20 protein-coding genes, 1 tRNA gene and 1 pseudogene are annotated in these 25220 nt (G+C 72.4%); 9 read left to right on the forward strand and 13 right to left on the reverse strand.

Annotated elements, in window-relative coordinates; translation table 11 throughout:
* The first annotated feature begins 21 nt into the window (after positions 1-21).
* The 3 genes from bcp (at position 22) to ACFHWU_RS16320 (ending at position 1319) form a co-directional block, all read left to right on the forward strand.
* Positions 22-513, forward strand: coding sequence for a thioredoxin-dependent thiol peroxidase (bcp, locus tag ACFHWU_RS16310; protein WP_416554656.1), 492 nt, complete (start codon positions 22-24; stop codon positions 511-513).
* A 79-nt stretch (positions 514-592) separates the two neighbouring features.
* Positions 593-666 (forward strand) — tRNA-Leu (locus ACFHWU_RS16315).
* Between the two features lie 44 nt (positions 667-710).
* Positions 711-1319, forward strand: coding sequence for a GNAT family N-acetyltransferase (locus tag ACFHWU_RS16320; RefSeq protein WP_416590937.1), 609 nt, complete (start codon positions 711-713; stop codon positions 1317-1319).
* Here ACFHWU_RS16320 and ACFHWU_RS16325 read toward each other — a convergent pair.
* Positions 1305-2303 carry an expansin EXLX1 family cellulose-binding protein gene (locus ACFHWU_RS16325; RefSeq protein WP_416568317.1) on the reverse strand — a complete coding sequence of 333 codons (999 nt, stop codon included), beginning with the start codon at positions 2301-2303 and terminating at the stop codon, positions 1305-1307. The two genes, ACFHWU_RS16320 and ACFHWU_RS16325, sit on opposite strands and share 15 nt — an antisense overlap.
* A gap of 54 nt (positions 2304-2357) precedes the next feature.
* A pseudogene (locus ACFHWU_RS16330) lies at positions 2358-3214 on the reverse strand (MOSC domain-containing protein).
* A 140-nt stretch (positions 3215-3354) separates the two neighbouring features.
* Here ACFHWU_RS16330 and ACFHWU_RS16335 point away from each other — a divergent pair.
* Genes ACFHWU_RS16335 through hutH form a run of 6 tightly spaced genes read left to right on the forward strand, consistent with a single transcriptional unit; the run spans position 3355 to position 11411 of the window.
* Positions 3355-4278 (forward strand): MurR/RpiR family transcriptional regulator, encoded by a 924-nt coding sequence (locus tag ACFHWU_RS16335; RefSeq protein ID WP_416590938.1) that lies wholly within the window; start codon positions 3355-3357, stop codon positions 4276-4278.
* Between the two features lie 21 nt (positions 4279-4299).
* Complete coding sequence (locus tag ACFHWU_RS16340; protein WP_416590939.1) at positions 4300-6039, forward strand: urocanate hydratase; 1740 nt, start codon at positions 4300-4302, stop codon at positions 6037-6039.
* Positions 6036-7304 carry an allantoate amidohydrolase gene (locus ACFHWU_RS16345; RefSeq protein ID WP_416568319.1) on the forward strand — a complete coding sequence of 423 codons (1269 nt, stop codon included), beginning with the start codon at positions 6036-6038 and terminating at the stop codon, positions 7302-7304. The genes ACFHWU_RS16340 and ACFHWU_RS16345 overlap by 4 nt, the downstream gene beginning before the upstream one ends.
* A 56-nt stretch (positions 7305-7360) precedes the next feature.
* A complete protein-coding gene (locus ACFHWU_RS16350; protein WP_416590971.1) occupies positions 7361-8680 on the forward strand; it encodes a formimidoylglutamate deiminase in 1320 nt (439 codons plus the stop codon).
* A gap of 23 nt (positions 8681-8703) precedes the next feature.
* Positions 8704-9882, forward strand: coding sequence for an imidazolonepropionase (hutI, locus tag ACFHWU_RS16355; protein WP_416590972.1), 1179 nt, complete (start codon positions 8704-8706; stop codon positions 9880-9882).
* Entirely contained in the window at positions 9870-11411 is a 1542-nt protein-coding gene (gene hutH, locus ACFHWU_RS16360) for a histidine ammonia-lyase (protein WP_416554668.1), read from the forward strand. Before hutI ends, hutH begins: the two co-directional genes overlap by 13 nt.
* Positions 11412-11532: 121 nt before the next feature.
* Here hutH and ACFHWU_RS16365 read toward each other — a convergent pair whose 3' ends face one another.
* The 11 genes from ACFHWU_RS16365 to ACFHWU_RS16415 all read right to left on the reverse strand — a co-directional run bounded on the left by ACFHWU_RS16365 (position 11533) and on the right by ACFHWU_RS16415 (position 25205).
* A complete protein-coding gene (locus tag ACFHWU_RS16365) occupies positions 11533-12456 on the reverse strand; it encodes a glycosyltransferase family 2 protein (RefSeq protein WP_416554670.1) in 924 nt (307 codons plus the stop codon).
* On the reverse strand, positions 12453-13061 hold the full coding sequence (locus ACFHWU_RS16370; RefSeq protein WP_416554789.1) for a glycosyltransferase: 609 nt from the start codon (positions 13059-13061) through the stop codon (positions 12453-12455). Before ACFHWU_RS16370 ends, ACFHWU_RS16365 begins: the two co-directional genes overlap by 4 nt.
* Positions 13062-13149: 88 nt before the next feature.
* Positions 13150-13632: a UDP-N-acetylglucosamine--LPS N-acetylglucosamine transferase gene (locus ACFHWU_RS16375; protein ID WP_416554672.1), complete on the reverse strand. Its 483-nt coding sequence runs from the start codon at positions 13630-13632 to the stop codon at positions 13150-13152.
* A 365-nt stretch (positions 13633-13997) separates the two neighbouring features.
* Entirely contained in the window at positions 13998-15305 is a 1308-nt protein-coding gene (locus tag ACFHWU_RS16380; RefSeq protein WP_416590940.1) for a hypothetical protein, read from the reverse strand.
* A complete protein-coding gene (locus ACFHWU_RS16385; RefSeq protein WP_416590941.1) occupies positions 15302-16204 on the reverse strand; it encodes a sulfotransferase domain-containing protein in 903 nt (300 codons plus the stop codon). The genes ACFHWU_RS16380 and ACFHWU_RS16385 overlap by 4 nt, the downstream gene beginning before the upstream one ends.
* A gap of 7 nt (positions 16205-16211) precedes the next feature.
* Positions 16212-17711, reverse strand: coding sequence for a lipopolysaccharide biosynthesis protein (locus tag ACFHWU_RS16390; protein WP_416590942.1), 1500 nt, complete (start codon positions 17709-17711; stop codon positions 16212-16214).
* A complete protein-coding gene (locus ACFHWU_RS16395) occupies positions 17708-18952 on the reverse strand; it encodes an O-antigen ligase family protein (protein WP_416554791.1) in 1245 nt (414 codons plus the stop codon). Before ACFHWU_RS16395 ends, ACFHWU_RS16390 begins: the two co-directional genes overlap by 4 nt.
* A gap of 46 nt (positions 18953-18998) precedes the next feature.
* Positions 18999-20708, reverse strand: coding sequence for a lipopolysaccharide biosynthesis protein (locus tag ACFHWU_RS16400; protein WP_416590943.1), 1710 nt, complete (start codon positions 20706-20708; stop codon positions 18999-19001).
* On the reverse strand, positions 20701-21249 hold the full coding sequence (locus ACFHWU_RS16405; RefSeq protein WP_416590944.1) for an acyltransferase: 549 nt from the start codon (positions 21247-21249) through the stop codon (positions 20701-20703). Before ACFHWU_RS16405 ends, ACFHWU_RS16400 begins: the two co-directional genes overlap by 8 nt.
* A 111-nt stretch (positions 21250-21360) precedes the next feature.
* The gene (locus tag ACFHWU_RS16410; RefSeq protein WP_416590973.1) at positions 21361-23298 is read right to left on the reverse strand and encodes a hypothetical protein; all 1938 of its coding nucleotides are present in this window, start codon (positions 23296-23298) and stop codon (positions 21361-21363) included.
* A gap of 182 nt (positions 23299-23480) precedes the next feature.
* A complete protein-coding gene (locus ACFHWU_RS16415) occupies positions 23481-25205 on the reverse strand; it encodes a glycoside hydrolase family 26 protein (protein ID WP_416590945.1) in 1725 nt (574 codons plus the stop codon).
* Positions 25206-25220: the final 15 nt, after the last annotated feature.

Consider the following 25220-nt stretch of genomic DNA (forward strand, 5'->3'; position numbering starts at 1 on the left):
GCCTCGGAGTAGGCTCCGGCCATGACCTCAGCTGCCACCGGCGGGCCGGTCCGCCTCGCGCCGGGCGAACCCGCCCCGGAGTTCACCCTGCCGACCGACAGTGGCGACCAGTTGTCCCTCAAGGAGCTACGCGGGCGCCACGTGGTGCTGTACGCGTACCCCTCGGCGATGACCCCGGGCTGCACGAAGCAGGCGTGTGATTTCCGCGACTCGCTCGCCGGACTGCAGGCCGCCGGCTACGAGGTGGTCGGCATCTCTCCTGACAAACCGGAGAAACTCGCCAAGTTCCGCGAGCGCGACGGGCTCACCTTCCCGCTGGTGTCCGACCCGGACAAGACCGTGCTCACCGCGTACGGCGCCTACGGCGAGAAGCAGCTGTACGGCAGGACGGTCACCGGGGTGATCCGGTCGACCTTCGTGATCGACGCCGACGGGCGGATCACCAGGGCGCTGTACAACGTCAAGGCCACCGGCCACGTCGCCAAGCTCCGCCGCGACCTCGGCCTCGACTGACGCAACAGCGCCGCCGGCCCCGGCTCCGGCCGACCGGGATTCGGCTAGCCTGTCCTCGGCACGTAACCTAGAAGCGCTCGGGGCCGTAGCCCAATTGGCAGAGGCATGCGACTTAGGATCGCACCAGTGTGGGTTCAAGTCCCGCCGGCCCTACCCAGCACCTGACACCCAGGTTCACCCGGAGTCGACACACCGCGATGATTCCCCCGATCTCCGTACGGCTGGGCTTCGTTCTTGATCCGCAGCTCGTCGACGAGCTGCGCGAGCGGATCATCGCGCTCTGGGCGGACGCGACCAACGCCGGCGGCGCGGTCGGGTTCGTCGCCCCGGTGACCGTCGCCGACGTGCGCCCGACCGCCGATGCGGCGTTCGCCGGGGTCGCCGCCGGCGTCGACCGGCTGCTCGTCGGCCACGACGATGCCGGGCTGGCCGCGTTCGTCTTCATCACCAGCAACCGGTTCGACCTCAAGGAGCACTGGCGGGTGCTCAAGCGGGTGGTGGTCGCACCGGACCGGCAGGGGCGCGGCTACGGGCTGGCCCTGATGGCCGAGGCGGAGCGGGTCGGCCGGTCGATGGGTCTGTCCGCGCTGCAGGTCACCATCCGCGACGGGCACGGGTTGCCGGCGTTCTACCAGCGGTGCGGCTACCGGGAGGTAGGTCGGCTGCCAAGCGCGCTGCGGGTGGCTGACGGCGACGACCGGGACGAGATCATCATGTGGCGGGAGCTGAGCGGCGCACCGGCGAACTGGCCAGCCGCAGACTGGGTCGGTCAGCCGCAAACCGACGATCGGTCAGCCGCAGACTGACGGCGGGTCGGCAGGAGCTGCAGCCGGCACCGTCGACGGGCTGGCGGCCGCGTCGAGACCCGCTGCACCGGCGGTTGGCGACGGACCCGGCGAGGCCGACCCGGTGGACGTTGGACCTGGCGACGGTGGTTCGGCGGTCGACGTGGTCTGGGCCGCCGGCGGCCGGTCACCGGCGCGGTCGGCGCCGGAGCCGCCGGCGGCCGAGGACGACCCGGACGACCGGGAGCCGGAGCTGGAACCCGATCCGCTGCCGTACAGGCGCACGTCCGTCTGCTGGGTCCGCCCCGGGGCCAACTGGACCCCCGGCACGGTCGCCCGATTGCCGTACACGTCGGTGACCCGCAGGGAGTACGGGCCGGGGCCGAGCCCGTCGTCGGCGAGCCAGTAGTTGTAGTCGTGCCGAACAAGTCCGCGCCACTCCGATCCGATTCGGGCCTCGACGGTCGCGAGCGGGTTGCCGTGGTCGGTGACCCGCACCGCGAACCACCACTGCGACGCGCCCTGTTTGACCCGCACCGCGAGCGGCCCGGTCGGCGGGTCGACCACCGCCCGGTAGCTGAGGTCGACGATGCCCCGCACCGGGTCGGCGATCCGGGCGAACGCCTCCCGGGACAGGTCGAGGTGACCGACGGCGCACTCCGGGCACTGGTCCATGATGACGACGCGGACGGTGCCACGTGGACCGGTGACGTCGAGGTGCCCGCCGCACGCGGCGGCGTCGGCGTACTCGTCCGGGCCGAGCGCGACGTACATCCGGTCTGCCGGCGCACTGTCGAACGAACAGTTGCCGCCCTGCCCCTGCGTGTCGTAGAAGGTGGCCTTGCCCTGATGGATGCCGCCGCCGACGGGTGGTGCCGCGCAGGCCGGGCTGGCGCCGACCTGGGCGGCCAGCAGCAGGCCGAGCAGGCCGGCCCCGGCTGCGGCCGCACCGCCGGCCAGCCAGCGGGTCCGGCCGGCATGGGAGGCGGGTCCGTCGTCGGTCACGTCCAGTGATGCTGCCGTACTGCGACGTACCCGGGCAACGGTCCTAAGTGAGACCTAAGAGTAGGGACCGGCCGCAACCACCACGTTGTCGCCGACGGTGATCCGCCCGGTGCTGTCCGGAATGATGTTCATCCCGAACAGGACACCCTTCGGCCCACGGGGATGTCGGGCGAGGATCCGCAGCGGCTGTTGGCCGCGTTCGCCGGTGTCCTGGTCGGTGGTGGTCACGACGCAGCGGGCGCAGGTCTTGGCCACCCGGAAGGTGACGTCGCCGATCCGGATCCGACGCCCCAGCCAGCCGTCCTCGGCCCAGGCCGGCGCGCCACTGATCACCACGTTGGGGCGAAACCTGTGCATCGGCAACGGCGCGGCCGGGTCGCCCGACTCGACGAGCCAGTCGTTGACCTCGTCGAGGGAGGCCGCGTTGGTCAGCAGCACCGGGTAGCCGTCGGCGAAGCTGACCGTGTCACCGGGACGGCCGTGGTCGGGGTTGACCGCCCGTACCGTCGGGTCGGCCAGCCAGGCCAGTCGGGCCGGTCGGCCGATGACCGCACTGATCCAGGCGTGTGCGGTGGCTTCGGCGAGCCGGGCCGGCACCGCGGCCTTGGCCCGGAAGACGCGGACCTGCACCGGCGGGCCGGCGACCGGCGTGCAGACATCCAGCGTGGGCGCGACCGGTGGGGGGACGTCCGGTGTCGGCCGGCGGTGTGCAGGGTGAGTCCACCGGCGACGGGCTGGGGGCGGATGTGGACCAGGGCCGGAGCCTCCCGCTGGGTGATGCCGACTCCGTCCGGGTCGATGATCATCCAGCGTCGGTCCCCGGCCAGGCCCCAGGGCTCGACCTGGGCATCGTCGTGGTCGAGGCGGCGACACCCCTTGACCGGGTACGTGTGGAGGGCGGCGACTCGCACGCCGGTCACGACGGCGGCCGGGTACGGACCGGGTTGCGATGCGGCGGTAAGCGTTCCACGCGCTGGTTCTACCACAGCCACCAGTGGTGCCGACGCGGCCACCGTTGCCGACTGAATGAAATATTGCATACAGTGTCAGGGTGAATGACAGCGAGGCCGTCCCGGCCGCTTCGGCCGAACGGGTGCTCGACCTGTTCACCGGTGTCCGGCTCACCCCCACCCAACGACGGATCGCACACAGCCTGGTGCAGCACGCCGGCTCCGCCGCGTTCCTGTCCGCCGCCGAGGTCGCCGAGCTGGCCCGGGTCAGCCAGCCGTCGGTCACCCGGTTCGCGATGGCGCTCGGCTACGACGGCTACCCGGCGCTGCGCCGCCGGCTACGGGAGTTCGCCGTCAATCCGGCTGGCACCGGCCAGTCCGGCGGCCCGGCCGGCCTGCCGGCACCGCGCGGCGAGTCCCGGCGCGGCGGGCGGCGGACCTACGCCGCCGACAACGAGATGCAGCGCGCGGTCCGCGCCGAGGCCCGGCAGCTGAGCACGCTCGCCGACCAGCTGGGTGATCGGGACCGGCTCACCGCCGCCGGCACCCTGCTGGCCGGCAGCACCCCGCTGCCGGTACTGGGGCTGCGGGCCGCCGCGCCACTCGCCACCTACTTCGGGTTCTTCGCCGCCAAGGTCCGCCCGGACGTGCGGGTGCTGGCCAGCGGCGGCAGCCTGCTTCCGGAGCGCCTGGAGCAGACCCGGGAGGCCGGCGCGACCGCGTTGCTGGCCATCGTGCTGCCCCGCTACCCCCGGGAGGCCGTCGACGCGCTGGTCGAGGCGCGCGCCGTCGGCCTGGCCGTGGTGCTGATCACCGACTCCCTGCTGAGCCCGGCCGCCGAACACTCCGACCTGGTGCTGCCCGCCCCGGTCGGCGACCAGCTGGTGTTCGACCTGCACGCCGCGCCGATGGCGTTGGCGATGGTGCTGTTGCAGGCGATCTGCGACGCGGCACCGGGTGAGGCACAGCGGCGGCTGGAGCAGTTCGAGCGCTCCGCCGCCCAGCGCAACGTCTTCATCGGCTGACTACCCGGAAGGGACCGCGACATGGCTGAGCTGATCCGCGCGGCGCGCGGCGCCACCCGTACCGCCAAGGGGTGGCCGCAGGAGGCCGCGCTGCGGATGCTGATGAACAACCTCGACCCGGACGTCGCCGAACGCCCCGACGACCTGGTGGTGTACGGCGGCACCGGCCGGGCGGCCCGGGACTGGCCGTCCTACCACGCGCTGGTGGCGACGCTGACCGAGCTGGCCGACGACGAGACGATGCTGGTCCAGTCGGGCCGGCCAGTCGGCGTGCTGCGCACCCACGAGTGGGCGCCCCGGGTGCTGCTGGCCAACTCGAACCTGGTCGGCGACTGGGCGACCTGGCCGGAGTTCCGCCGGCTGGAACAGCTCGGCCTGACCATGTACGGGCAGATGACGGCCGGCTCGTGGATCTACATCGGCACCCAGGGCATCCTGCAGGGCACCTACGAGACGTTCGCGGCGGTCGCCGCCAAACTGGCGGCGGGCCGGACGGCGGAACCGGCGGCTGACCGAAGCGAACCCGGCGGGGCCGACCCGACCGCGCCGCCGGCCTGGATCGACCGGGTCGGCGCCGCGTCGCTGGCCGGCACGCTGACCCTGACCGCCGGCTGCGGCGGGATGGGCGGCGCGCAGCCGCTCGCCGTCACCATGAACGGCGGGGTGTGCCTGATCGTCGACGTCGACCCGCAGCGACTCGCCCGCCGGGTCGCCACCGGCTACCTGGACACCGTCGTCAGCTCGCTGGCCGAGGCGGTCGCGGCGACGCAGGCGGCCCGGCGGGACCGGCGGGCGCTGTCGGTCGGCGTGGTCGGCAACGCGGCGACCGTCTTGCCGCAGCTGCTCGCCGACGGCGTCGAAATCGACATCGTCACCGACCAGACCAGCGCGCACGACCCGCTGAGCTACCTGCCGGTAGGGGTCGAGCTGGCCGACGCGGCGGCGTACGCCGGCCGGGCACCGCAGGAGTACACGCAGCGGGCCAGGGAGTCGATGGCCCGGCACGTCGCCGCGATGGTCGGCTTCGCAGACGCCGGCGCGGAGGTGTTCGACTACGGCAACTCGATCCGCGACGAGGCCCGGCTCGGTGGCTACGACCGGGCGTTCGACTTCCCCGGTTTCGTGCCGGCGTACATCCGGCCGTTGTTCTGCGCCGGCAAGGGCCCGTTCCGGTGGGCGGCGCTGTCCGGCGATCCGGCCGACATCGCCGCCACCGACCGGGCGATCCTCGACCTGTTCGGCGACAACGAGGCGCTGGCCCGCTGGATCCGGCTGGCCGGCGAACGGGTCGCGTTCCAGGGGCTGCCGGCCCGGATCTGCTGGCTCGGGTACGGCGAACGGGAACTCGCCGGGGCGCGGTTCAACGAAATGGTCGCCGCCGGGGAGCTGGCCGCCCCGGTGGTGATCGGTCGGGACCATCTGGACTGCGGGTCGGTGGCGTCGCCGTACCGGGAAACCGAGGCGATGGCCGACGGCTCGGACGCGATCGCCGACTGGCCGCTGCTCAACGCCCTGGTCAACGCGGCCAGCGGCGCGTCCTGGGTGAGCATCCACCACGGCGGCGGGGTCGGCATCGGCCGGTCGCTGCACTCCGGTCAGGTCTGCGTCGCCGACGGATCGGCGCTGGCCCGGCAGAAGATCGAACGGGTGCTGCGCAACGACCCGGCGACCGGGGTGCTGCGCCACGTCGACGCCGGATACCAGCTGGCCGGTCAGGTCGCCGCCGCGCACGACCTGCCGGTGCCGATGGGCCGCAGATGACCGGCCCGGCCCCGGTGACCACCGCTGACCCGCTGGCCGAGCGGTTCCGGGCGATGTGGGCGGAGCTGGCCGGCGTCGGGCGTGATCCGGCGACCGGCGGCTACCTGCGCTATGCCTGGTCAACGGCGGAGTTGACCTGCCGGGAGTGGTTCACCGCCGAGGCGGTCCGGCGCGGGCTTGCGGTGCAGGCCGACGGCAACGGCAACCTGTGGGCCGACTGGGTACCGTCCGGCGTGGATCCGGCCGCCCCGGCGGTGGTCACCGGTAGTCACTTCGACTCGGTGCCGCACGGCGGCGGCTACGACGGACCGCTCGGCATCGTGTCGGCGCTGCTCGCCGTCGACGAGCTGCGGGACCGTGGGTTCACCCCGGCGCGGCCGGTGACCGTCGCCGCGTTCGTCGAGGAGGAGGGGGCCCGGTTCGGCCTGGCCTGCCTCGGGTCGCGGCTGCTCACCGGCGGCGTGTCGGCGGCGCACGCGCTGGCGCTGACCGACTCCGACGGAGTGACGCTGGCCGAGGCGATGCGGGCGGGCGGCACCGACCCGGCTGGGGCCGGGCCGGACCCGCACCGGTTGGCCAGGATCGGGGTCTTTGTCGAGTTGCACGTTGAGCAGGGCCGGGCGTTGGTCGACCTCGGTGCCCCGGTCGGGGTAGCCAGCATGATCTGGCCGCACGGGCGGTGGCGGCTGGAGTTCACCGGGGCCGGCGACCACGCCGGGACCACCCGGATGGTCGACCGCCGGAACCCGATGCTGACCTGCGCGCACACCGTACTCGCCGCCGAGGCGCAGGCCCGCCTGCTGGGCGCGCACGCCACCATCGGCCGGATCTCGGTGCGGCCCAACGCCACCAACGCGGTCCCGGCCCAGGTGCACGCCTGGCTGGACGCGCGGGCCGCCGACACCACCGCACTGGCCACACTGGTCGAGGCGGTCGGGGCCGACGCGGCGGCCCGGGCACAGGCGGACGGTACGTCGGTGGCGGTGGTCCGCGAGTCGGACAGCCCGCCGGTCGCCTTCGACCCGGACCTGACCGACCGGATCGCCACGGCGGTGGGTGCGCGGCGGACCGCTGCGGTGCCGGTGCTGCCGACCGCCGCCGGGCACGACGCCGGCGTCCTGGCCGGACACGTGCCGACGGCGATGATCTTCGTGCGGAATCCCACCGGGGTGTCGCACGCCCCGGACGAGCACGCCACCGACGACGACTGCGCCGCCGGGGTGCGGGCCCTCGCCGCCGCGCTGGCCGACCTGGCCGGCGAATGAAGCGGCCGGCGGATCGGGCGGCCCGGACGAAGGTGCCGGCAACCGGGGCGGCCCGGATGAGCTGGTACGCCGAACACGCCTGGCTGGGCGGGCCGGCCCCGGCGGCCGGGGTGCTGATCGAGGCCGAGGCGGGCCGGTTCACCGCGGTCACAGCCGGGGTGGCGGCGCCGCCGGGCGTGCCGAGGCTCGCCGGGGTGACCCTGCCCGGCCTGGCCGACACCCACTCGCACGCCTTCCACCGGGCGCTGCGCGGACAGATTCACGACGACCGGGGCAGCTTCTGGACCTGGCGGGAGCGGATGTACGCGGTCGCCGGGCGCCTCGACCCGGACAGCTACCTGGCGCTGGCCCGCGCGGTGTACGCCGAGGCGGCGCTCGCCGGGGTGACCTGCGTCGGCGAGTTCCACTACCTGCACCACGATCCACAGGGCCGGCGCTACGCCGAGCCCAACGTCATGTCCGACGCGCTCGCGCAGGCCGCCACCGACGCCGGGCTGCGGATCACCCTGCTGGACACCTGCTACCTGACCGCTGGGGTGGACGGGGCACCGCTGACCGGGGTGCAGCGCCGGTTCGGCGACGCCGACGCGGCCGACTGGGCGGACCGGTCCGCCGGGTGGCGGCCCACCGGCGACCACGTCCGGGCCGGCGCGGCGGTCCACTCGGTACGGGCGGTACCCGCCGCCGAGCTGCCGGTCGTCGCCGGGGCGGCGGTGCAGCGGGGTGCCCCGCTGCACGTACACCTGTCGGAGCAGCCGATGGAGAACACGGCCTGTCTGGCCCGGTACGGCCGGACCCCGACGGCGCTGCTGGCCGACGCCGGGGTGCTCGGCCCGGACACCACCGCGGTGCACGCCACCCACCTGACCGATACCGACGTGACGCTGCTGGCCGGCGCGCGGGCCGGGGTCTGCCTCTGCCCGACCACCGAGCGGGACCTGGCCGACGGGATCGGCCCGGCCGGCCCGCTGGCGGCCGCCGGGGTCACGCTCAGCGTGGGCAGTGACAGCCACGCGGTGGTCGACCTGTTCGAGGAGGCACGGGCGGTGGAGACACACGAGCGGCTGCGCACCGGCCGGCGGGGGCACTTCTCCCCCGGCGAGCTGATCTCAATGGCCGCCGAAGCCGGTCACGCCGCGCTGGGCTGGGCCGACGCCGGCCGGATCGCGGTCGGCGCCCGTGCCGACCTGGTCACCGTCCGGTGCGACAGCGTACGGACCGCCGGGGTCGACCCGGCCGGGATGATCTTCGCGGCGACCGCCGCCGATGTCACCGACGTGGTGGTCGACGGCCGACCGGTGGTCACCGACGGCCGGCATCTGCACGTCAACGTACCGGCCGAACTGGCCGCCGCGATCCGGGCGGTGACCCGGTGACGGCGGTGAGCGGCACGCTGCCGGTGAGCGGCACGCTGCTGGTGACCGGCATCGGGGAGCTGGTCACCAACGATCCGACCCACGACGGCGGCCCGCTGGGGTTGCTGACCGACGCGGCGGTGCTGGTCGACGGCGACCGGATCGTTTGGGTGGGGCGCGGGGCGCACGCGCCGGCCGCCGACCGGCGGTCGGACGCGGGCGGCCGGGCCGGGCTGCCGGGCTTCGTGGACAGCCACGCGCATCTGGTCTTCGCCGGGGACCGGGCGGGTGAGTTCGCCGCCCGGATGGCCGGCGTCCGCTACGACGGCGGCGGCATCCGGACCACGGTGGCGGCGACCCGCGCCGCCGGCGACGACGAGCTGCGCGGCACCGTCGGGCGGCTGCGTCGTGAGGCACTGCGGCAGGGCAGCACCACGATCGAGATCAAGAGCGGGTACGGGCTCAGCGTCACCGATGAGGCCCGGTCGTTGCGGGTGGCGGCGGAGTTCACCGACGAGACGACGTTCCTCGGCGCCCACCTGGTGCCGGCCGAGTACGCGGACCGCCCGGACGACTACGTCGACCTGGTCACCGGCGACATGCTGGCCGCCGCGGCCCCGTACGCCCGCTGGGTGGATGTGTTCTGTGAGCGCGGCGCGTTCGACGCCGACCAGGCCCGCGCGGTGCTGGCCGCCGGGGCCGCCGCCGGGCTGGGGTTGCGGGTGCACGCCAACCAGCTGGGTCCCGGCCCTGGGGTATCGGTGGCGGTGGAGTCGGGGGCCGCCAGCGCCGACCACTGCACTCATCTGTCCGACGCGGACGTGGCGGCGCTGGCCGGGTCGGCGACGGTGGCGACGCTGCTGCCGGGCGCGGAGTTCTCCACCCGGGCGGCGTACCCGGATGCCCGCCGGCTGCTCGACGCGGGAGCGACGGTGGCGTTGGCCACCGACTGCAACCCGGGTTCGTCGTACACCACGTCGATGCCGTTCTGTGTGGCACTGGCGGTCCGGGAGATGGGGATGACGCCGGCGGAGGCGGTCTGGGCGGCGACCGCCGGTGGTGCCCGGGCGCTGCGCCGCGCCGACGTCGGCGTGCTGCGCCCGGGCGCCCGCGCCGACCTGCTCCTGCTCGACGCGCCGTCCCATCTGCACCTGGCCTACCGGCCGGGGGTGCCGCTGATCCATCAGGTCCTGCACGACGGAGTACCGACATGTCCACTGTGACGATCGAACCGGACGGGATGACCGCCGCACAGGTGCGGGCGGTGGCCCGGGACGGGGCACGGGTCGAGCTGAGCCCCGGCGCGGTCGCGGCGATGGCCCGCAGCCGGGACATCGTCGAGTCGATCGAACGCGACGGCCGCCCGGTGTACGGCGTCTCCACCGGTTTCGGCGCGCTGGCCAGCAGTTTTGTCGCGCCGGACCGGCGTTCGGAGCTGCAGCACGCGCTGATCCGCTCGCACGCGGCCGGGATCGGCGCGCCGATGCCCGACGAGGTGGTCCGGGCGATGCTGGTGCTGCGGGTGCGGTCGCTGGCGCTGGGCCGTTCCGGGGTGCGGCCGCTGCTGGCGCAGGCGCTGCTGGACCTGCTCAATCATCGGATCACCCCGTGGGTGCCGGAGCACGGGTCGCTCGGTGCCTCCGGTGACCTGGCGCCGTTGGCGCACTGCGCGCTGGTGCTGATGGGTGGAGGCTGGGTACGGGACCCGGACACCGGGGACCGGGTCGACGGCGCGGCGGCGCTGCGTCGGGCCGGGCTGGCCCCGGTGGAGCTGGCCGCCAAGGAGGGTCTGGCACTGATCAACGGCACCGACGGGATGCTCGGCATGCTGCTGCTGGCGGTCGAGGACGCCGGGCACCTGTTCACCATGGCCGACGTCACCGCCGCGCTGGCGATCGAGGCGATGCTCGGCTCGGACCGGCCGTTCCAGGCCGACCTGCACACCATCCGGCCGCATCCCGGTCAGGGCGTGTCGGCGGGCAACATCCACCGGCTGTTGCAGGGCTCGGCGGTGATGGACTCGCACCGCGACGATCTGCTGCACGCGGTGCAGGACGCGTACTCGATGCGGTGCGCGCCGCAGGTGGCCGGGGCGGCCCGGGACACCCTGGCGTTCGCCGGCACCGTCGCCGGCCGGGAGCTGCGGTCGGTGGTGGACAACCCGGTGGTGCTGCCGGACGGGCGGGTCGAGTCGACCGGCAACTTCCACGGCGCGCCGCTCGGCTTCGCCGCCGACTTCCTGGCCATCGCGGCCGCCGAGGTCGGGTCGATCAGCGAACGCCGGGTGGACCGGCTGCTGGACCTGAACCGGTCCCGGGGCCTGCCGGCGTTCCTGTCCCCGGACGCCGGGGTCAACTCCGGGCTGATGATCGCCCAGTACACCGCGGCCGGCATCGTCGCGGAGAACCGCCGGCTGGCCGCACCGGCCTCGGTGGACTCGGTGCCCACCTCCGGCATGCAGGAAGACCACGTCTCGATGGGCTGGGCGGCGACCCGCAAGCTACGTACCGTGCTGGACAACCTGACCAGCCTACTCGCGGTGGAACTGCTGGCGGCGGTACGCGGCCTGCAGCTGCGCGCCCCGCTGCGGCCGTCGCCGGCTGGGCAGGCGGCGGTGAAGCTGGTCGGCGGGGTCGCCGGTCAGCCGGGGCCGGACATCTTCCTGGCCCCGGCGTTGGAGGCGACGCGCGCGGTGGTGGCCGGCACCGAGCTGCGGGCGGAGATCGAGGCCCGGATCGGCCCGCTGCGCTGACCCGATGCGTGTCGCCGTCACGCCCTGCCGGCCCGCCTTCACCGATATCCGCTCGGAGCGCCGGGAGGCACAGCGATGCCCCGCTCGTCTCAGCGGGCCGCTGCGCGCCCAGGCCGTGTCATCAAATTCCTCGGCCGCGCTTGTGCAGGGTACGGAGCACCAGGTCCGGCCGTACCGCCCGGCTGGCGACGGCGAGGGCGAGGTAGGCGCGCGGCTCGCGCGGGTTGCGGGCCAGGGTGTGCCGGGCCCAGCGGATCGCCCCGCGGCGGTGCCCGGCGGCGGCCTCGGCGAAGGCGATCTGACCGGCGACCCGGGCTTCGCCGGCCGGCTCGGTGGCGAACTCCGGGTAGCGGTCCAGCAGCCACTGCAGGGCGGTGGCGATGGTGTCCCAGCGCTGCGCGAAGTAGGACCGTTTGTGCCAGCGGACCAGCACGTACGGCGTCCGCAGGTTGCGCAGCGGGGCGCTGCGGGCGGCCCGGAGCAGGAACTCGTAGTCCTCCGCGTAGCTGCCCGGGATCTCCTCGTCGACCAGCCCGAATCCGTCGACCAGCGCGGCGCGCCGGATCACGAACGTCGACGGGTGCAGCTCGGTCATCCGGTCGCGCAGCAGCGCGGCGAGCGACACGCTGTCGAGGTCGAGCACCCGGTCGTTGACGGTGCCGTCGTAACTGACCTGGATACCGCAGCTGACGAACTCGGCGTCCGGGTGGGCGAGCAGCTCGGCGACCTGGGCGGCGAGCTTGCCGGGCAGCCACCGGTCGTCGTCGTCACAGAACGCGACCAGCTCGCCGGTCGCGGCCAGGATGCCGCTGTTGCGGGCGCCGGCCAGGCCGGCGGTCCGGCCGTTGCCGATCACCCGGACCGTCCGGTGCGGATCGTCACTGGCCAGCGTAATGTCCGGAGTGGACTGATCGTAGACCACCACCACGTCGACGACGCCCGGATAGTCCTGCTCGCGGATCGCGGTGATGGCCTCGCGCAGCAGCTCGGGCCGGTCCCGGGTGGGGACCACGACGCTGACCGTCGGGGTCCGGCCGGCGGTCACCGCGACCGCCGGCTGAGCACGCGGCGCGGATGCGCCGATGAGATCAACCCTTCGATGATCTCGCCGACCCGGGCGACGGCCGCGAGTCGTGCCGCGTCGGTGCCGGCGTCGGCGGTGACGCCGAAGCTCGCCGGGGCGCGCAGCCCGTCCTCCAGCGCCTCGAACAGCGCCGTACGCGACTGGCAGAGCCGGACCAGCCCGGCGTCGGCCAGCCGGCGGGCGAACAGCATCTGATGGTCGTCGACGTGCTCGTCCAGAGTGGGATCCCGCGGTACGACGATCGGCAGGTGCCGGTGCCGACGCGCTTCGAGGATGGTCGCTGGGCCGCCGTGGCACACCACCAGGGTGGCCCGCTGCATGGCCTGCTGCAGCGCGTCGTGGTCGAGGAAGTCGACTGCCCCGGCCAGCTTCGGTGCCTGGCTGTGCCCGTACTGCACGATCAACTCGACCCGGTCCGCGGCGGTGTGCCAGTCCTCCAGCCAGCCGATCAGCCGGTCGAACCGGTGCCGGTCGGTCCCGACGGCGACCAGGATGGTGCCGGTACGCGGCCCGACGCGCTGCCGGGGGATTCGTGCGGCGACGCTGGTCGGCCCGGTGTTCGACAACGCGGATTCCACCACGATCAACTCCTTGACCTGGCCACTTCTACTCTTGTTACGTTGACATGTCATCGTCATTCATAAATGCGCACAGTTATAGCAGATTGCCAACGACGGTTGCCTCCGGGTACTGGCGCCGCTGCTCCTCCCACTGCACGAGCATCGCCGACAGGAAAGGGCGACACAGCCGCGCGGTGAGCGTCGCCGTGTCGATGCGGTCATAGACCTCGATGTAGATCGCCGGCACCCCACGCAACCAGGCAAGGAACACGAAGGGAAAGGCCACTCCGGCACCGGTGGTGATTACGGCGGCGACCCGCCGCCGCCGGAAGATCCGCACCGCGAGCCGGGCGTTGCGGACCAGGTTCCGAAGGTTCCGGGTCGTCGGATGGTACGCCCACATGACATCCTCGCCACGCAACAGCGACGTGGCGTCCGGCGTGTCGAAGGTCACCCAGCACCGGGTTCGGTTGACGTACCACGGCTCGAGCGCGAGCAACTGCGCGAGGTGACCACCGCTCGAGCCGACGAGCAGGAGCGTGGGTGCACTGTCAACGTCAGGCACGTTGTTGGCCACGGACGCCCCCAGAGTTCACTAGCCGGCCAACCACTGTTTGCATTGACAATATATGCGACCACGGCCGGAGAAAAAATTGGCGGGGGTCGCTTGACGCCTTCCCGTCGATCCACTTGACCTGCGACAACATCCCCGATCACCACAGCTCGCAACTACACACCGAAACCGTACGACCACCGAGCATTCCAACAAGCAGTTACTATCCGTGCCCAAGAATGTGAAAGTATTTCTATCCGTTCGATAGGATTAGTAGGCAAGCAGACCCAGGCGCCACCGCCGGCAAGCTGGCAATCACGTGATCGACAATCCAGACGTCGGGCCCACGACAAGCGGGTCTCAACATATGGGATGATCCAGGGCGACTGTCAGTCGGCGCACCGCTGCTCGATCACGTCCAGCAGCGCCGGGTGCAGCGCCGGATTCCAACCGGCACCGCCGGCCGCCAGCCGCCAGGTCCGTAGCCACATCTCAATCAGGTAACTCTGGACGATCAGCCGCCGCCGCTCGGCGTCCACACCCAACGCTGGGGCCAGCCGGTGCAGTTGGGCGTCCACAGCAGCCGCCGCGCTCGCCGCCGGAGCCCCGTCGAGCACCAGTTTGCGCTGGAAGGCATCGTGCGCCAGGTCAAAGCCGACCGGTACGTCGGGGCCACTGTGCTCCCAGTCCCAGGCGACCAGCCGGCCGGCGTACCGGCCGAGATTCCACGGCACCCAGTCACCGTGCCAGTGACCGAACTCGACCCGCACCTGCTCGAACCGCTCGGCAAGCCGTTCCACCGCCGCTGCCAGCCGGCGTCCGGCCAGCGGATCCAGTGCACCTGCCGCCGCGGCGTCGACGGCCGTACCGTCGGAGTCACCCGCGGCCGCGGCGGCCGACCGGCGCAGGCGGTCCAGGAACGCCGAGCCGGCCAGCGGCCGCGGCGCGGCCGGCGCACCACCCCGCCGGGCGACCGCCAGCACCGCCGCGACCTGCGGCGGCTCGCCCACCCCGACCCCTCGCACGTCGGCCGGCAGCGGCTCGACGACAGTGACCGCCTGACCGGACCACTCGCCTGCGGCCAGCAACCTCGGCACCATCGGATACTCACCCACCCCCGCTACCGGCGCCACCGCCGCCAACGCGGCTGCCTCGGCACGGACCAGTTCGCGGGTGGCGTCGTTCCATCCGATCTTGGCGTAGCCGCGCGGCCGGCCAGCCGCGTCGAACAGCTGCACCGTCGGCTTGTGGTTCGGGTCCGGCGGACGGACTCCGATCGCCGCGTACCAGCGCGCCCCGCCGGAGTGCGCCGCCAGATCGTCGACCAGGGTCAGCTGCCCGGCTGACCCCGGCCCGGCCGACACGGTCAGCACCGCCGGCCGGGTCACCTGCAGCACCCCGGTCCGGGCCGCCAGACCGAGCAACGCCCGGGGCAGCCGCACCCGCAGCGGGCGCAGCGCGTTGTACGCCCAGACCGAGGCGGCGGTCACCCGACGCGGCCCCAACGGCAACAGAAACCGGGCCCGGGCCGGCGACGGCACCACCGCGTACCGGGCCAGCAGCCGGTCGGCTGGATCCAGCGCCGGCTGCGACGCCCCGGCCGGCAGCAGCGTCAGCCGCACCCGTTCGTCCGGGAAGACCGCCCGGGTCACCCAACCAAGACCGTCGTCGCGGCGACGCGGGTCGGTGCCGGTCATCGCGGCGCCCCGGGCCAGTCCAGCCGCAACCCCAGCCGCTGCGCCAGCGCCTCGTTGTGCGGCTGGTAGTAGGCGGTCAGCTCGGCACGCAACGCGTCGTCCATCGGCGCCGACCGGCGGTCGTTGTACACCTTGAACGTCGGCAGCTCATGCCGGGGCAGGCCGAGGAAATCAAGGGTACGCAGATAGGCCGACCGGGTGTCGCGGTAGAACTCCTCGCTGGTCAGGAAGAGGAACTGGGCGCGGTCGAACCGGTCCAGCCAGGGCTCGAGATGCTCCAGGTAGCGCCCACGCGCCCGGTAGGTGTACCAGTCGTACGGCTCGGAGAAGTAGTTCGGATCGACGATCAGCCGGTCGCGCTCACCGGCGGTCCGCTCCGGCTCGCTCGCCAACGCCTGCGGGAAGTCCAGCGGCTCCTTGCCCTCGGTCCGCCGCTCCTTCCAGTGCGAGTACGCCCGCTCGACCGGATCGCGCAGCAGCACGATCAGCCGTACCTGGGGCAGCAGTTGCTGGACCCGCTCGGCGGCCGTCGGGTGGAACATGTACAGCGGAGCGGCCTCGCCGGCACGGACCGGGCCGCCGTACCGGGCGGTCAGCGCGGCGCGCTGACGCTCGGTGGGAAAGTGCGACCGGTACCACGCTTCCCCCCGCGACCAGTGCTCCTCGAAGTAGTGGGTGGCCTTGGTGTTCCAGGCCGGGAAGAGCCGCGGCACCAGCGGATGCTGGATCAGGTAGTTCCACAGCGACGTGGTGCCGCCGCGCTTCGTGCCGATGATCAGAAAGTCCGGCAGCGGGCGACGGTGACTGGTACGTACTCCGTAGTGCACCATCGACTCGCGTACCCGGTCGGTCACCTGGGTCGGTACCGCCTGCTTGATGCGGTCCCTGATGGACGCCATGGCCGTCTCACCCACCTCTCTGTCTGACGCTGCGCCACACCCGGCGCCGCACACCCGGCAGCGCCGACATTACGATCACGACCGCGCCGACCAGAGCCAACGCGGTACCGAGGCCGGCCGCGTCCCGGCCGGCCGCAGCGACCGCAACCACGCTGACCGCCCCGACACCGGCCAACGTCGCCGCCGCCGCCACCGACACCGGGCGGTCCACCAGTGGTTGCCCGACCACCAGCCGGGCGGCGGTCGCCGCGATCAGGTTCTCCAGCACGATCCCGGTGGCCCAGGCCACCGCCATGCCGAGCACCCCGTGCCGGGGCACCAGCCAGAACGCCAACGACACCGTCGCCGTCAGATTCGCCAGCGTGGCCACCAGGTGCAGGCCGCTGTGACCACTCATCAGCAGCAACGTCTGCACGTTTCCGACCGCGACGTTCACCAGCATCGCGACCGCCAGCACCGTCATCGCCGTAGCGCCGGCGGCGAACTCCGGCCCGAAGATGCTCAGGAAACCCGGTGCGAAGACCGCCAGCAGCAGATAGACCGGCCAGGAGAGCACGATCGCCCAGCTGGTGGTCTGCCGGTGCACCGCCGCCGCCTCGGCCGGCCGGTCCGCGCCGAGCAGCCGGGACAGCTGCGGCGCGACCGCGACCCGCAGCCCCTGCAGGGCGAGCTGCCCGGCCAGGATGTACCGACCGACCGCGCCGAAAATGCCCGCCTCGGCCTGCCCGGCCAGCACCACCGCCAGCAGCACCCCGATCCACATGCCGCCCGCGTCGATGGCGGCCGAGCCGGCCCTCGGCAGCGCGAACCGCCAGAAGCCACGCCAGTCCGCCGACCCGGCCCGCAGTCGGGCGCCACGCCCCAGACCGAGCGGTCCGGCGACCAGGCCGGCGCAGACCAGCAGGGCGGCCAGCGCCGGCACCAGCCAGCCGGCCAACCCGAGCAGCACTGCGCCGCTGGCCAGCGCGGCGAGGCCGACCAGCACCGGCCGGCCGATCGGCAGCAGGAAGAACTGCACCGCCACGTAGCCGCCGATCGGTCGGACCCCGCGTATGGCCGCGAGCATCAGACCGGTGGCGACCAGCACCGGCAACCCGACCGCGCAGAGCTGAACCAGGCGTACGGTCTCCGTGCTCGCTCGGTCGAACAGGCCGTCCGCGAGCTGTGGGGCGACCAGCAGCCCGACGACGGCCACCACGATGGCGAACACCAGCGGCGGCAGCAACGCCACCGGCAGCATCCGGGCGGCGTCCCCGGTGGCGCCGGTACGGCGCCGGGGCAACGCCCAGAGCAGTCCTGTCTCGGCCCCCAGGGTGCAGACCGCAGTGGCCACGGTGAGCAGTCCGACGGCGGCGAAGAACGCGCCCGCGCCGGTTGGCCCGTAGCCGCGGGTGATGACCACCGCCAGGACGAAGCCGAACAGCCCGCTGACCGCCGCGCCGGCCAGTCCGATGACACCGCTGCGGGCGCTACGCCGGGTCTCCCGCTGATCGGTGGCGGCGGTCACCGTGCAGCCCCGGCCAGAGGCTGCGGGGTTGGACGCTGACTGGGCGGGCGACCCGGACGTTCCCGGTCGACGAGCACCAACGCCACCCCGGCGACGTAGAAGATCGCAGTCAGGTTCTGGTTGACCAGGCCGTAGAAGGGCAGTTGGACCAGGCCGATCAGTGGCACGACGGAGAGCCACTGCGCGGCCGCCGTCCGAACCGGCCAGCAGCGGAGCCCGACGATGACGAACCAGCCGATGAAGCAGACCAACGCCGGAATACCGTGGCTGAACAGCACCGCCCACAGTTGGCCCTGGGTGCCGATCGGCGCGTCGGCGGTGACCGTGTCGACCTGCACCGGCGCACCGAAACCGAGCAGCGGCGACCGCTGGACCCAGCGCAGCACCTCCAGGTAGAGCGACAGCCGGTCGGTGTTGGTGTCGCTGACACTCACCCGGCGCTCGATCAGCTCGCCGATCGGGATGAACAGGGTGACCAGCCCGCCGACGGCCAGCATCCCGAGCATGGACGCCAACGCCTTGACGTTGCCCCGGGCCGCGGCCCGCAGGCCGAGCACGGCCAGCCCGACGCCGAGGCTGAGGAACATGCCCCGGTTGAGGGTCAGGAACGCCGGCGGCAGCGACAACGGCAGGGCGACCAGCAGGACCGCCCGGGCCGGCCCCCGGGCACCGAGCAGCAGGCAGGCCACCACCGCCGGCAGGGTGATGGCGAACGTGCTGCCGAACGTGTTGGTGTAGGCGAACGGGGCCGCCGGCCGGAAGATCGGATTGGTCGAGCGGGCGCTGTATTCGGTCGCCTGGGCGTGCACCATGTCCCGAATGAACGGGTTGCCGGACAACCCACCCGGTAGCACCAGTTCGAACGGGGTGACCATGCCGAACCGGGGCATCAGCAGGCCGAGCCAGCCGAGCAACACCAGGGCGACGAAGAACGCGCACAGCGGGCCGAGCACCACCGTCAACGCGTCCCGCTCCCGCGCCATCGTGTACACGTAGCAGCAGACGACGATCGCGGTGACGTAGAACAACAACCGGAAGGTGAAGGTGAGCAGCGCGCCGACGTCGGCCAGTTGGGTGGCGCTGACCACCACGAGAGCCAGGAAGGCCAGCCAGAGTCCGGCGCCGGCGGGCAACGGGATCCGCCCCCGGACGAACATGACGATCAGCAGCAGCGCGCCGAGCACCGGCCAGCCGAAGTAGAACAGCCCGCTGAGCCACCAGACCGGCACCAGGCCGAACATCAGCCACAGCGGCCAGATCGGCAGCGCCGGGGGGTGCCGGGCCTGGTCAACCACGGCCGCTGCCGGTGAGCACGAAGCCGAGCGGCTCGGCCCCGGCGGCGCGCAACCGGTCGGTCAACCGACGCAGGTCGGCCAGCCGGGTACGGTCCCGCTCGACCACGACGATCGCGGTGCCGGTCCGCGCCTCCCGCACGCCACGCTCGTCCGACTCGGCCGGTGGGGCGTTGAACAACACGATCTCCCCGTCGCGCGGTGCCTGGGCGTACAGGCCGATCCGGACCATGCCGGCCCCGACGGTCAGCGCGTCCGCCGGCAGCGTACGGACCGGGATGGTGGCTACCACCGGGCCACCGTCACCGGCCGCCGACCGGTCCCCGGTCGACGGCCGGGACTGCCCGGTGCCGGCGGTCGGCCGCGGCGACGGTCGCCGTGCGGGACCCGCCGGGGCGTCCGCCGTGTCGGTCACCCGGGGCAGGATCACCGTACGGTCCTGGTCGGCGTTGGGCAGAGAGAAGATCAAGGTGCTCTCCGGGTCGCCGCTGTCGCCGGGGCGCTGCGCCGTACCACCCGGCTGGGCCGGGGCCGTACCACCCGGCTGGGCCGGGGCCGTACCACCCGGCTGGGCCGGCACGAACGGCCCGGACGGCACCCGGCGCCGATCGGCGAGCAGCGCGTCGCGCAGCGCAGTCACCCGGTGGCTGTCGTCGCCGATGTAGACGTCCTGCCCGTCGGCGGCGAGTGCGACGGCGAGGCTCGCGGTCATCGGGGTGGTGTCCTCCCGGTTGCGCGACGAGATCACCACCACCGGAGTACGGACCGCCTGGCGGAGCTGTTCGGCTATGGCCATGCCGACGTACCGGACGTCGGCATCGACGGTACGCGCGTCAACCCGCAACCCGCGGCGGCGTACGGTGCCCAGCAGTGGCAGCCCGGCGACCTCGCTGGCCTCCGCCTCGCTGCGGATCCGCCGGTCCACCGACTCCCGCAGGTAGGTCAGCAGCACCCCGAGCACCGCGCCGACCAGCAGACCGGCCACCAGGTACAGGATCCCGGGCGGACCGTCGGTGGACAGCTGCTGCTGGGCACTTTGGGTGATCCAGCCGGGCGTGACGTCGATCGCGGCGATCTCGGTACGGGCCGCGTTGAGCTCGGTCAGCTGATTGCTCAGCGAGCCGAACTCGGCCAGCGCGGCGTCGGCCGCCGGGGTGCTGTTCGCGTTGGCGAGCCGACTCTGCGCCGCGTCCTGCTGCTCCGCGACCTTGACAATGCTCTCGTCGTAGGAGGCCAGCATGTCGGTCCGCTGCTGCTCGTACATCTCCTGGCGGACCTGCAGGTAGGTGGCGGCCGCCAGGTTCACGGTGTCGACTGCGTCGTCGACCGTGCCGGTCGAGTAGGTGAACCGTAGAATCTGGCCGCCGGTGGGGACCTCGATCTCCAGCGCCCGGCGGACCTCCACGACGTCGGAGGACCGGGCCTCGGCGATCCGGGAGAGTACCTCGGTGCTGGCCGCGATGCCACTCTCGACGTTCATGTTGACCGAACGGTCGGCACCGGCCCCGGGATAGGTGAAGGCGTCGGTGACCACCGGCCGGACCGCGACGACCGCGGTGGCCGAGGCCGCGGGTGGGGCCACCACCAGGTAGCCGATCGCCAACAGCAGGCCGGTCGCGGCACCCGCGACGACCGTCATCCACCGCAGACTCGGAATCCGCAGCAGGTCGGTGAGGGTCACGGTCCGGGCTGGCTGGTCACTCATCGAACTTCTTCACAATCTGCTGCGGATTGCCGATCACGACGACCCGGTCAGGTACGTCGACGCGAACCACCGTGCCGGCACCGACGACGCTGTCGTGGCCGATCCGGACGCCCTTCATCACCAGGACGTGCGCCCCGATCCAGACGTTGTCCCCGACGACAATCGGTGCCCGGGTCGCCGGGCCGGGCGGTACGTGCCGCAGCTGCGGCGGGAGATTGTGGAAGTCGTTGTCCATCAGCTCGCAGTCGGACAGCAGACAGCGGTCGCCGACCTCAACGCTGGTCCAACTACCGATCCAGGTGGCATTGAGCAGGCAGTCGGCACCGACGGTGACCTCACCCGTGCCGGCGAAGCGGACCAGCTTGTTGAGCCGGGTCCGGTCGCCGATCGTCACCCGTACCCCTCTGCGCAGCCGGACCCGGCCCCGGATCTCGACGTCCCGGCCGAGCCGCAGCCGGGGATAGCGCAGCTGGTAGTAGGTCCGTTTGACGGCGAACAACACCCGCAGCAACGCGCCGTGCCGACGTGTGCTCGACCCCACCGGTCCGCCTCCCCTGTGCAACGATGCCTCACCATACAAAATGGCCGGTGGGCCGGCAGCCTCGGTGCTGCCGCCGGCCCACCTCTGGTCACCGGGCGGTCTACCGCCAGGTCACTCGGCCGCGAAGAACATCGACCGGTTGGTCCAGTCGAGCGCCGGGTCGGGCTCGGCCAGCACGGTCACCGAGGTGCCGGCCACGGCGACGTCGGCGGTCGGATCGAACGGCACCGCTCGCAGCCGCCCGTCGGACGAGCCGAACACGATGCTGCCGGCCACCCAGGCCATGCCACGGACCGAACTCCAGGTGACGCCGTCGGTCGGCACGGTGAATTCGGTGGCGCCGAGATAGTTGCCGTCGAGTTCGAAGTACCGGTAGAACAGCTGGTTGTTGCCGCTGCCGGCGCGGGTGTAGTAGAGCCGGCCGTCCAGGTAAAACGCCGCGTTCAGCGACAACGCGTCGAACCAGGAGTTATAGCCCGAGCTCTCCCACGGACCGCCGACGCTGCTGCCGTTGAACATCGAGATGTCCAGCCGGCTGCCGGTCTCGGTGCCGGCGACCGGGCGGGCCCAGTAGATCCGGTCGTGCACCCGCCACACCGCGCCGGCGTCGACCAGGTTGGGCTGGTTGGTGATGGTCGCCGCGCCAAGCGTGGCCCCGTCGAACGGCACCTTGGTCAGGTCGCCGTTGGCGGCCGCCAGGTAGAGGTAACCGGTGCTGTCGGTCGGTGGGTTACGCGGCACGATGGTCCGCCCGCCCGCGTCGGGGAACATGCCCAGCCGGCCGTGGTACTCGTTGCCCATGCCGTCGGAGTTGTGGCCGAAGTAGAGGCCGTCGGAGCCGAACCAGAGCACCGGTACTGCGGAACCCCAACTGCTCGCGCCGGCCGGCAGCGCCGATCCGCCGCTGCGCCGCGGGTTCCAGTTGACCGGCATCCCGGTCGCCACGGTCACCGCGCCGATGCCGAGCCGGTCGACCGCGCCGTCGCCGGCGTTGTCGCTGCGGTTCGGGTTGTTCAGCCAGCGGAAGTGCCCACCGGTATAGGCGATGCCGTCGCGGACCACCACCGAGGTGATGGTGTCGTTGCCGGTGAAGTTGAGCCAGGTGGCGTCGAGGCCGCTGCCCCGGTCGGCGGTCTCGTACCGGGCCAGCGAATCGCAGTACGCGGCCGGCCAGCCCGAGCCACCGTTGGTGCCGACGACGAAGTAGCTGCTGTCGTCGCCGAAGCTGATGTCCTGCACGTAGTGGGTGAAGGTTCGCCAGGAGCAGCTCGGCGCGAACCGATGGTTGCTGTCCCAGTCGGCCAGGACCGGGGTGCCGGTCAGGTCGACCATCGCGATCTGCTCCCGGGTCAGGCCTTCGACCTCGCGGAAATTGCCGCCGAACACCAGCGTGTCACCGTCGGGCGCGACGTCGAGCGTCCACACGTACGGCGGCACGTCGTGCCGGCCGACCGCGATGTCGACATCGAAGGTCGGATCGATCGCGCCGGTGTCCACGTCCAGCCGGGCGAGCCCGGCGTGCTGGGTGCCGTTGACCCAGTTGAACGCACCACCGATGTAGAGCCAGTCGCCGCTGACCTCCATGTCGCGGACCACTCCGCCGTCGGAGCGGCCCTCCCAGGAGGACACCGTGGCACCGGTCGCCGGGTCGAGGGCGACCAGATTGCGGCGGGCCTCTCCGTTGACGTTGCGGAAGACCCCGCCGACGATCAGCTCACCGGCCGGAGTGACCTCGAGGGTGTTCACCGCACCGTCCAGGTCGGGCTGGAAGCCGGCGACCAGCGCACCGGTGGACCGCTGGTAGCCGAACAGGTACGGCCGGGCCTGCCAGGTCGCCGAGCTGGTCGGCCGGATCTCGGTGAAGGTGCCACCGACGAAGATCACGCCACCGATCTCGGCGAACGCTCGGGCCTCGCCGTTGCGAGCATGTGGGGTGTGGTCCGCCGGGTTGGTCGAGACCAGAGTGGCCGGGGCCGGGGTGGGGACGACGGCGGCACCCGCAGCCGTCGCGTCGATGATCAGTGTCAGCACTACAGCAGTCGCGACCAGGGACGATGCCCACACGCGACGGCCGCTGGACAGACGCCAGCCAGGCTGGGATTGGTTCACGCTTCCCTCCAGATGGGAAATTGTCTCAGACAGCGTGCGCCAACCCCAGCCGGGTCAGACATCCACCGATCGGACGGCAGCCGATCGGGTTTCTACCAGTCTTGGCTGAACGTTCTACCAGGTCAACTCCGGCCCGGCAGCGGCTGCCGGAAGTAGGAGTCCTTGCCGGCCCTGGTGAATCCGGCCAGCGCCGACGGGTTGTGGTTCATCGTCATGTTGCAGGTGGCCGATGTGCGCGTCGATCCGGCGGAGTTGAAGTAGACCACCGCCTTGATCTTCGGATGCGCCTTGATCGCTGCCGGGAACTGCTCGAACCACCGCTGCTTCGCCGCCGGGTCGTCCGGGTGGAAGTTGCTGCCGAACTCGGCCAGCATCCGGGGTTTGCCCACGCCGATGCGGTGCTCGTCCAGCCACCGGTAGAACCCACCGACCGTGGTGTGCGGGTCCTTCCAGGTCTTGCCACCGTTGCAGGCGTAGAAGTTGTACGGATCGTAGCCGACCCAGTCCACATAGGCATCGCCGGGATAGAGGTCGGCGTACCGGTCGTAATGGCCTGACCAGCCCATCATCACCCAAACCCAGACCGCGTTGTCCGCGCCGGCCTTTGCGAAGCGCTGGTGCACGTGCCGCCAGGCCCGCACGAAGTCGGCATCGCTGCCCTTGGCCGGCTCGTCCTCCGGCTCGTGGTCGAAGCCCATGAACACCGGCACCCCGGTCGCCTTGATCCGGCCGGCCACGTCGTCGATCACCGAGTCGTACCGGCCGCTGTAGACGTCCCGCCAGCTCAACGTGGTGCCGGAGGAAAAGATCCGGGACTCCCAGGCGAAGAACATCAACCGGCCGCCCCGCATCTGCTCCTGCTCGAACTTGTCAGGGAACGCCCCGTTGCTGCCGGCGTTCGAGAAATCGTGATAGCGGTGCACGATGTCGAACTTGCGCCCGACCTGCGCCTCCACCTCGGCGACCGCACCCCCGTGGTTCCAGCCCTTCGCGGCGCTGGTCGGCGAGTACATCCCCCACCAGGCGCCACAGGCGGGTACCAGCAGGTCCGACACCGAGCCGCAGCCGGCGCCGGAGGCCGGCGGGCTGGCCGACGCGCTGGGCGCGACGGTCGGCGAAGCGGACGCCGATGCGGACGCCGACGGGGCCGCGGTGGTCGGCACCGGCGCGCTCGGCGGCGCGGACGGAGTGGGCGCCGCTGCCGGTGGCGGAGTGCTGGGCGCGTCCGCCGCCGATTCGTAGCTGATCACCAGCCGGGGTCGGATCGACTGGTCGCGGTACTCGACCGACGGCCAGTAGACGCGCTGGTTCAGCCCGGTCTGGCGCAGCGCGAACGTGTAGGTGCCGTTGCCGGCGACCTGCGCGGACACGTCCCACTCGTTGTAGCCCTTGCGGACCGTCGGCAGCGTCGCGAGTGCCCGGTCGACGGTCCGGGCGATCCCGTCCGCCCCGGCCAGCGACGGCCGCGGCTGACGGGCGTCCACTGCGGTCCGGTACGCGGTGACCTGCGCGTTCAGGTCCTGCCAGGAGTACAACTGCAGACGGACCCGCAGGTTGCGGACGGCCTTCGGCAGTTGGTCGACGGTGAACTCGACGATCGCGTCCCGGGCCCCCCGCGGGTTGCGTTCGCAGAGCGCGGGACAGGTGGCCAGGGTGGTCTTCGCCCCGTTGTCACCGTCCTGCGGCACGTCGGTGGCGGTGGTGTCCGCGGTGGCCGGCACGGTGACCTCGTCGTCGGCGAGCAACGGCAGAGCGGTGACCACCATGCCGGCCAGCAGCGCGGCGCTCACGCCGCCGACGATGAGCCGGCGGCGGCCGGACCCGGTACGCGCGATGGCGTCGCTCAATCTGTGTCTACTCAA

Source organism: Micromonospora sp. LOL_015 (genome assembly GCF_048060275.1).
Taxonomy (GTDB): domain Bacteria; phylum Actinomycetota; class Actinomycetes; order Mycobacteriales; family Micromonosporaceae; genus Micromonospora_E.

Bases quoted from the DNA above. Each gene is read 5' to 3' on its own strand.
- ACFHWU_RS16320 (WP_416590937.1), top strand. From the start codon at position 711: ATGATTCCCCCGATCTCCGTACGGCTGGGCTTCGTTCTTGATCCGCAG.
- ACFHWU_RS16385 (WP_416590941.1), bottom strand. From the start codon at position 16,204: ATGGCGTCCATCAGGGACCGCATCAAGCAGGCGGTACCGACCCAGGTG.
- ACFHWU_RS16345 (WP_416568319.1), top strand. From the start codon at position 6,036: ATGACCGGCCCGGCCCCGGTGACCACCGCTGACCCGCTGGCCGAGCGG.
- ACFHWU_RS16400 (WP_416590943.1), bottom strand. From the start codon at position 20,708: ATGAGTGACCAGCCAGCCCGGACCGTGACCCTCACCGACCTGCTGCGG.
- hutH (WP_416554668.1), top strand. From the start codon at position 9,870: ATGTCCACTGTGACGATCGAACCGGACGGGATGACCGCCGCACAGGTG.
- ACFHWU_RS16395 (WP_416554791.1), bottom strand. From the start codon at position 18,952: ATGTTCGGCCTGGTGCCGGTCTGGTGGCTCAGCGGGCTGTTCTACTTC.
- ACFHWU_RS16380 (WP_416590940.1), bottom strand. From the start codon at position 15,305: ATGACCGGCACCGACCCGCGTCGCCGCGACGACGGTCTTGGTTGGGTG.
- bcp (WP_416554656.1), top strand. From the start codon at position 22: ATGACCTCAGCTGCCACCGGCGGGCCGGTCCGCCTCGCGCCGGGCGAA.
- ACFHWU_RS16350 (WP_416590971.1), top strand. From the start codon at position 7,361: ATGAGCTGGTACGCCGAACACGCCTGGCTGGGCGGGCCGGCCCCGGCG.
- ACFHWU_RS16340 (WP_416590939.1), top strand. From the start codon at position 4,300: ATGGCTGAGCTGATCCGCGCGGCGCGCGGCGCCACCCGTACCGCCAAG.